Consider the following 7,001-nt stretch of genomic DNA (forward strand, 5'->3'; position numbering starts at 1 on the left):
TCATCGCTTCGTTGTAGCGACATGTGAAAGATATATCGTTAAGTCGCAGGTGTCAACTCCACCTGGCTCTACTCGCTCCCGATTGCCCGACCAGGTCTGACGTCCGGACGGCGCAGGCCGGATCCGGGTTGAGGCTCGCCGGCCTCGGGGTCGGTACCCTCACGAGAACTCCAACGCTCGGGGTGGCCGAGCGGTTCGCGGTGAAAGGTGCGAGGTCATGACGGCAGCAACGGTGCTTCTGGAAGGGCTTGGGTTCGGCGAGGGCCCGCGCTGGCGCGACGGGAAGTTGTGGTTCAGCGACTTCTATCGGCGCGCGGTTTATACGGTCGACCTGGACGGAACCGAGACCAAGATCGTCGACGTGCCGCAACAGCCGTCAGGCCTCGGCTGGCTGGCGGACGGCCGCCTGCTCGTCTCGAGCATGCGCGACCGCAAGGTGCTGCGGCTCGACAACGACGGTGGCCTCGTCGTGCACGCGGACCTGTCTGGCCTCGCCGACTTCCACGTCAACGACCTCATCACCGATGCGACCGGCCGGGCGTATGTCGGCAACTTCGGCTACGACCTCCATGCGGACATGCACGTGCGCGACATACCGACGATCCTCGGTGACGAGAGCGCCGCGCGCACTCGGGTCGTGCGGATCGAGCCCGACGGCGAGGTCGTTATCGCCGCCGAGGACATGCGCTTCCCCAACGGTATGGCGCTCATCGACTCCGGCCGGACCCTCGTGGTCGCGGAGACGTTGCGACTGCAGCTGACGGCATTCGATTTGGCGGCGGACGGGAGTCTGAGCAACCGCCGAGTATGGGCGTCGACGGCGCCCCAGATGGTCGCCCCCGACGGCATCGCCGCCGATCCCGAGGGTGGGATCTGGGTGGCCGCCGCGTTGGGTGCGGCCGTGGTGCGCTATGCCGAGGGCGGAGAGGTCACCGGGATGGTCGAGACGAGCCAGAACGCGTTCGCGTGCGCGCTCGGCGGGCCGGACGGGCGGACGCTGTTCGCATGCACCGCGCCCGACAGTGACCCGGGTGTGGTGGACGGAAAGGCTCTGGGGAAGATCGAGATCGCGACGGTTTAGGGGCCGGGGGCACGCGGCATACGGCAACTCAGCACAAGTTAGTCAACTGTGGACAGCTTGCAAGGTGTCCACAGTTGACTAACTGCTGCTAGCAGAAGTTCCAAGCACCGGCCGGGGCCCGCCTCGCAGCCGTCAGGCCCGGCGGGGGGTGAGGAGGCCCAGGGCGTCGGCGAGGCGCTGGAGGCGGCGGGCGAGCACGATCGGTATGCCGTGCGGCGTCGCCTCCCCGGGTGGGGTGTTGGCACCGTCTGAGCAGACACCCGCGGCGTCGATCAGCGCGCTGACCGATGCCGCGATGCCGGGACGATCCGCCCGGGCCGGGCGCTGGTCCCGCAGGTCGGGGACGTCCGCGAGGCGGCGGGCCTCGGCGGCGAGGAGGCGGCATACGGGTGCGGCGGCTTTGGGGTCACCGGGGTCCGGGGACAGCGCCGCCTGCACGACCGACCGTCCGACCGATGAGGCGACGCGCAGCACCGCCACGCGGTGGCGGCGCGCGGCGTGGTCGGCATCGAACAGGCGGGGCCGGATCATCGAGTCGTGGCCCAGCGCAAGCTGTCGGGCGCTCTCGTCCATGGCGACGACCTCGCGATACAGCGCGGCGCGCTCGGCCGGACTGGCTGTCCGCGATCCATCAGTCCCCGATCCAGCTGCCTCTGATCCACCCGTCCCCGATCCAGCCGAGCCACCATCCAGCACTCGCGCGGTGTGGTCCAGCAAGTCGGCGAGTTGAGTCAGCAGCACGCGCCGGGCCACGATGATCGTGTCGCGCGCGGGGGCGGGGAGCACCACATAGGTGACCAGGATTCCCGCGGCCCCACCGATCGCCGTCTCGGTCAGGCGGAGTACCAGCAGTTGATCGCTGAAGGTGCGCAGCACCTCATACAGCTGGCCGAGCACGATCGTCAGGAAGCAGATCATCCACGTCGTCGACAGCGCCTGAACATAGAAGGTCAAGAAGATCCCAACCACCATCAGCATGATCGCGACGGGCCGGTGATCGCCGACGACCTGGGCGATGGCAACTGAGGCGAGGAGTCCCAAGAGGGTGCCGAAGATGCGGTCGATCGCCTTGCGTGTCGTCTCCGACGTGGTGGAAGCGCCGGTGAACGTCACGAACGCCGCCACGGCCGCCCAATAGGCCCGGTCCGGAGCCACCATCTCCCCGACCACGAGAGCCAGCGCCGCCGCTGTCGCGGCCTGGATCGCCTGCCGAGTCGTGAACCGCAAGCGCCCGGAAGACCACCACGCCACCGGCAGTCCCTCGACAGCCTTTCCTGCGAGACCTTGACTGGTGGGCAGATTCCCGCCGACCAACGTCACTACGGGTTCGTAGACCTCTTCGCCCTCCTCCCGCGCCTGCGCCAACACCTCCCCGGACGTCCACTCCGCGATGCTCGTCAGCAACAGCTCGGCGCCGTACACGAAGCGCCGCACGGGGCGCACGCCCCAATGCTCCGGCTCGCGCAGGGTGGCGATGGCGGCGCGGGCCTCGTCTAGACGTGACCACCCGAGCTCGACGAGCGCCCGGGACACTGCCTCGTTCGTATGCCGCGTGCCCGACCCCACCGCGCCCGCCCCCGCGGCGCCCGCCCCCGCGAGATCCGCTTTCCCGAGATCCCTGTCCGCCAGTTCGATGTCCGCCAGATCCATCACCGATCCGCCGATCTCGTCGACCGCGATCTCGACGTCGACAATCCATCGGCGTAGCCGGAACGCCGAGACGCCCTGCGGCAGCGCGCGGCGGTCGGCGAGTTGGCCGTCGAAGAGCAGCGCTACTTCGCCCGTCTTGATCAGGTCGGCACGCAGATCAGCGCGTCGCCGGGCGACGGTGGGCTCGGCCAGCACGTCGAGGCAACTGCTCACCGTGGACCGGGCCTGAGCCCGCAGGGCAGTCACCGTGCGGCGCAGGGTCGCTTCGGGATCCACGGCCAAGACGGTGGCGACCAGCAGCCCCGCCCACGTGGTGGCGACGATCGTCGACACGATCACCCCGGGCAGGGCGGCCGCCGGCGGGTGCAGGAAGAGGCCGAAGAAGTGCGCCTGCCACGCCACGAAGCCGACGGTGAACCAGCGCGGGCCGAAGCGGCGCACCCATACGGCTAGGAAAGTCACTGCGACGAAGGTCGCCAACGCCACCGTGTGGAAGCGGTCCGTGACCACGGCACTGACCACGCCAAGGATGGCGCCGAGCCCGGCGAGGGCCGCCGTGACGGCGATCGGGCGCGGCCGCGTGTCGCGGAGGGTCGTCGCGAGATTGAGCGCCACGACCGCGCCGATCATCACGTGCAGCCGGGTTGCTTGAGCGTTCTGGCCGGTCGCGGCCGCGACGCCGGCTTGAAGAACGATCGTGGTGACGAGGGCGATGACGGCGCGGAGTCCGTGCCGCAGTCGGCTGAGTCCCGGGTCGGAGGCGACGAATCGATCCAGCCCCTCGCGCAGCTTTTCCCGCCACGTCTGACGTCCCTGGGCAACAAGATCGCCCGCCCAGGTACCCGTGTCCGTCATGGCCCCATTGTGGTCGGACCCGCCACCTCCCACCGGCGCTCGGTCAGCCCATCCCCGGTTGGCTCTGGATGAGAGCCGGCCCATCAGGTCCGGCCAACCGGGCGCGCAGGGCGGGATCGGCGGCAAGCGCCTGCAACGCCCGAATCACCTTCCACGGATCGACGTCCAGATCCTCCGCCGCCACCAGCCGGAAGGAATGGTGCGTGGCGCGGTCGATTGCCCGACCGATCCGCCCTAGATTGGCGTCCTGCTGCAGCGGAGTGCGTGCGTCGGTGTGCAGCTCGACGACGATCAGGTTGCGCTTGCGCAGGCCACCCTGCGGCAGATAGGACGAGGCGCGGATCGCGACGATGTCGTCCCACGCATAGCCCCCGGTAGGTGTGGTGATCCCCTCGGCCGTCACCGTCAATTCGCGCGCCGGCCCCTGCCGCAGACGATGCGCCCCGACGGTCGCCGCAGTGAAGAGCGCGCCCAGGGCGGCGAGGATGACGATGCCGAGCACCGCCTTACCGTCGCCGTCGCCGCGCAGAAGGCGCAGCACGCCATACTCCATTGCCCACGCGCACCCGGCCGCGAGCGTGGCCATCGCCACCTCCAGCCAGATGGCCGGGCGCCGCATCGGAATCGCCACCCCCCAGACGGGTCCTATCTGTCGGCGCTCCGGGTGGCCGCGGGGGCGGTACCGGCGCCCGCCCCACCCGCGGGACGGGGTCGGTGGCGGAAGTCATGGGGCAACCCTGCCAGGGCGTCGCCAGGCGCATCCGCGGGTGGGTTGGCACCGGTTGGCGGGCGCGCGCATGTGAGGTCCGTCACAACAGCGGTTGAATCGGTAACGATTCGGTCACTTGCGGCGTCTCTACTTCTGTTCTCGACCCAGCCATGCTCGCCCAGCTCCGAATCTGCCCCGGCTCCAAATCTGCACCGCCCGATCCTGCCTCGATCCTGACTAGACGAATGCCGAACGCAACCGACACCCAGACGCTGCCCTCGCCGTCCTTCCGTATGCCGATCCCGCCGACACCTACCGGTCCCGTCCCGCCGCCCCCACCTCCGCCGTGGGCCCTGCGCGACCCCGCGGTCAACCGGGCGGCGCGCGCGCCTGAGCCCGAGCCCGAGTCAGCGCCCGAGACTGACCCATTGATCGAGACTGGCTCCGCGCCCGACCCCGAGACGGATCCCGCGGCCAAGAAGTCGTTCCTCGACCTGTCGCTGACGGGCATGACCGGCGGCGCGCTCGCCGCCGTGAGTGCGGCCGCCCTGGGTGCGCGTCTCGGCGTCGCCGGGACCTTGCTCGGCGCCGCGGTCGGCTCCCTCCTCTCGGCCTTCAGTGCCGCGCTCTACACTCACTCGCTTCGGCGGACGCGTGACTTCGTGCGCACCTACGGCCGACTGGCGGACCGCCCCCAGGCGTCGTATGCGGAGTCGTACGCCGCCCGCCGGCTCGTGCGGGCGACGCAGCGCCTCGATCTGCGCCGGGTCGCCCTCGGCGCCGCGGCTCTGTTTGCGCTCGTGATCGCGCTGGTCACCGGCCTCGAACTGGCGACCGGCTCGTCACTGGATGGCAAGACCGGCACGACGGTGGGCCAGGTCGGCAAGGCCGCGACCGGCAAGAGCGGCAAGGCGCCGGTCACGACCCCGCTGCCGCAGGTGCCGACGGAGAGCAGCACCCCGAGCGGGGCAACGTCCAGTGGCACGTCCAGTGACCCCGCCACCTCGCCGACCTCGACGGGCTCATCGACGGACCCGTCCTCGGACACAACCTCCGGCACCTCCACGGGCACCTCGACGACGACCGAACCAGCCTCGCCGTCGACGACCGATCCGTCGCAGCCCACGCAGCCGACGGCCACCTCCACGACCGACCCCGCGTCGTCCCCCACGACGGAAGCCGGCGCCTCGCCGTCCACGGACCCGTCGCTGGGCGCTGCCATCCCCACTGCCACGCCCTAGCCCGAACGCCACGGCCCACCCCGAACTTGAGCACGCCTTACGAACTTGAGCACGCCTTGCAAGGCATGTTCAAGTTCGTAAGGCGTGCTCAGGATCGGGATGGGGTCCGGGGCCCCGTGTTCGGGATGGGCGCCGGGGGCCAGGGTGCGGGCTGACTGTCCGAGGCGGGTGGTGGCGGACCGTCATTCGGCCACCTCAGCTAGACATGGGAGGGTTGGGCCATGCGGTCCTATTGCGCCATTTATGTCGACGTCGGCTACCTCGTGGCCTCGGCGGCGACGCGAGTGACGGGGACGTCCTTTCGGCGCGGCGTCACGATCGACCACCGTGCCCTGATCGAAGGCCTCATCCGCCAGGCCGAGGAAGACAGCGGCCTGCCGCTGCTGCGGGTCAATTGGTACGACTCCGGAGCCCGCCCGGGCGGCATGCCCGATCACCAGCAGGACGAGATCGGCCTGCTGCCGCGCGTGAAGTTGCGGTTGGGTCGCATCAACCACAGCGGTGAGCAGAAGGGCGTCGACCTGCGGATCGGCCTGGACCTGGCCACCCACGGTCGCAATCGCATCGTCGACGTGATCTATCTGGTCTCCGGCGACGACGACCTCACCGAGGCGGTCGAGGAGGCCCAGGGGCACGGCGTTCAGGTCGTCCTGCTCGCGGTCCCAGACTTCACCAGCCGGCCGTATGCCGTGGCCCGCCACCTCCAGCGCGAAGCCGACAGCCTCATTCTGATCGACCCCGAGACGATCACGACGACCGTACGCTCGGTCGCCATCGCGCCGGGATTGATCCCGGAGTCGGTGGGCGCCGCCACCGAGGACGAGGCCGTTCCCGCGGACGCGGGCGCGGAGCCCGTGTCTGCGGCGGCGGAAGTCAACGGGGCGGCGCGACCCGGCGGGGACGGCATACCGAAGCCCGGCGCCGCCCGTCCCCAGCCCGCCGATGTCGCCCCGACCCAGGCCCACAATGCCGAGGTCGCCGAGGAGGCGACTGAGCCGGACGGCAAGCCGTCGGTGCCCAGCCCGTCGCTGCTCGCAAACAAGCGGCCCTCGACGGTGCTGCCTCCCAAGCCGCTGCCGTTGCCTCTGCCGCAGAGCACGCTCAGCTACTCGACGACGACCGGCCAGCCGCTCGGTCCGGCCGACGATGCCGTCCCGCTCGAACTCGTCGACGAGGTCGTCCGTCAGGTCATCGCCTCGTGGTGCGCGTCGGCGACCCCGGCGTCCGTCGTGGAGTTGCGTCGCGAGAAGCCGTTCATCCCCACGGATCTCGACCGCACGCTGCTGCTGGACCTTTCCAGCCGCAGCGGCGTGTCGATCATCGATGATGCGACGCGCTATGCGCTGCGGGACCGGTTCTGGGAGCTGATCGATCGGGTTCGCCTCACCTGACTGCCCGCGCCACCCTTGGAACTTGAGCACGCCTTACGCACTTGAGCACGCCTTACAAGGCGTGCTCAAGTGCG

Annotated in this window: 5 protein-coding genes; 3 read left to right on the top strand and 2 right to left on the bottom strand. The window is 70.1% G+C overall.

From position 1 onward, the window contains the following. Positions 1 to 217: 217 nt before the first annotated feature. Positions 218 to 1,081, top strand: a complete 864-nt coding sequence (locus tag BN13_RS17200) for an SMP-30/gluconolactonase/LRE family protein (protein WP_048546456.1) — start codon at positions 218 to 220, stop codon at positions 1,079 to 1,081. Between the two features lie 132 nt (positions 1,082 to 1,213). Here BN13_RS17200 and BN13_RS17205 read toward each other — a convergent pair whose 3' ends face one another. Both BN13_RS17205 and BN13_RS17210 read right to left on the bottom strand, forming a co-directional pair. After that, a complete protein-coding gene (locus BN13_RS17205) occupies positions 1,214 to 3,586 on the bottom strand; it encodes an FUSC family protein (protein WP_162199996.1) in 2,373 nt (790 codons plus the stop codon). A gap of 43 nt (positions 3,587 to 3,629) precedes the next feature. Next, positions 3,630 to 4,205: a hypothetical protein gene (locus tag BN13_RS17210; protein WP_157038656.1), complete on the bottom strand. Its 576-nt coding sequence runs from the start codon at positions 4,203 to 4,205 to the stop codon at positions 3,630 to 3,632. Between the two features lie 335 nt (positions 4,206 to 4,540). Between BN13_RS17210 and BN13_RS17215 the strand changes: the two genes are divergently transcribed. Beyond that, positions 4,541 to 5,536 carry a hypothetical protein gene (locus BN13_RS17215; protein ID WP_048548431.1) on the top strand — a complete coding sequence of 332 codons (996 nt, stop codon included), beginning with the start codon at positions 4,541 to 4,543 and terminating at the stop codon, positions 5,534 to 5,536. Between the two features lie 221 nt (positions 5,537 to 5,757). Further along, complete coding sequence (locus BN13_RS17220; protein WP_048548434.1) at positions 5,758 to 6,927, top strand: NYN domain-containing protein; 1,170 nt, start codon at positions 5,758 to 5,760, stop codon at positions 6,925 to 6,927. The last annotated feature ends 74 nt before the right edge of the window (positions 6,928 to 7,001 follow it).

The organism is Nostocoides jenkinsii Ben 74 (genome assembly GCF_001046875.1).
GTDB lineage: Bacteria > Actinomycetota > Actinomycetes > Actinomycetales > Dermatophilaceae > Nostocoides_A > Nostocoides_A jenkinsii.

What these genes read in the sequence shown, in the direction of transcription:
- BN13_RS17200 (WP_048546456.1), top strand. Translation starts at nt 218, where the DNA reads ATGACGGCAGCAACGGTGCTTCTGGAAGGGCTTGGGTTCGGCGAGGGC.
- BN13_RS17205 (WP_162199996.1), bottom strand. Translation starts at nt 3,586, where the DNA reads ATGACGGACACGGGTACCTGGGCGGGCGATCTTGTTGCCCAGGGACGT.
- BN13_RS17210 (WP_157038656.1), bottom strand. Translation starts at nt 4,205, where the DNA reads ATGCGGCGCCCGGCCATCTGGCTGGAGGTGGCGATGGCCACGCTCGCG.
- BN13_RS17215 (WP_048548431.1), top strand. Translation starts at nt 4,541, where the DNA reads ATGCCGAACGCAACCGACACCCAGACGCTGCCCTCGCCGTCCTTCCGT.
- BN13_RS17220 (WP_048548434.1), top strand. Translation starts at nt 5,758, where the DNA reads ATGCGGTCCTATTGCGCCATTTATGTCGACGTCGGCTACCTCGTGGCC.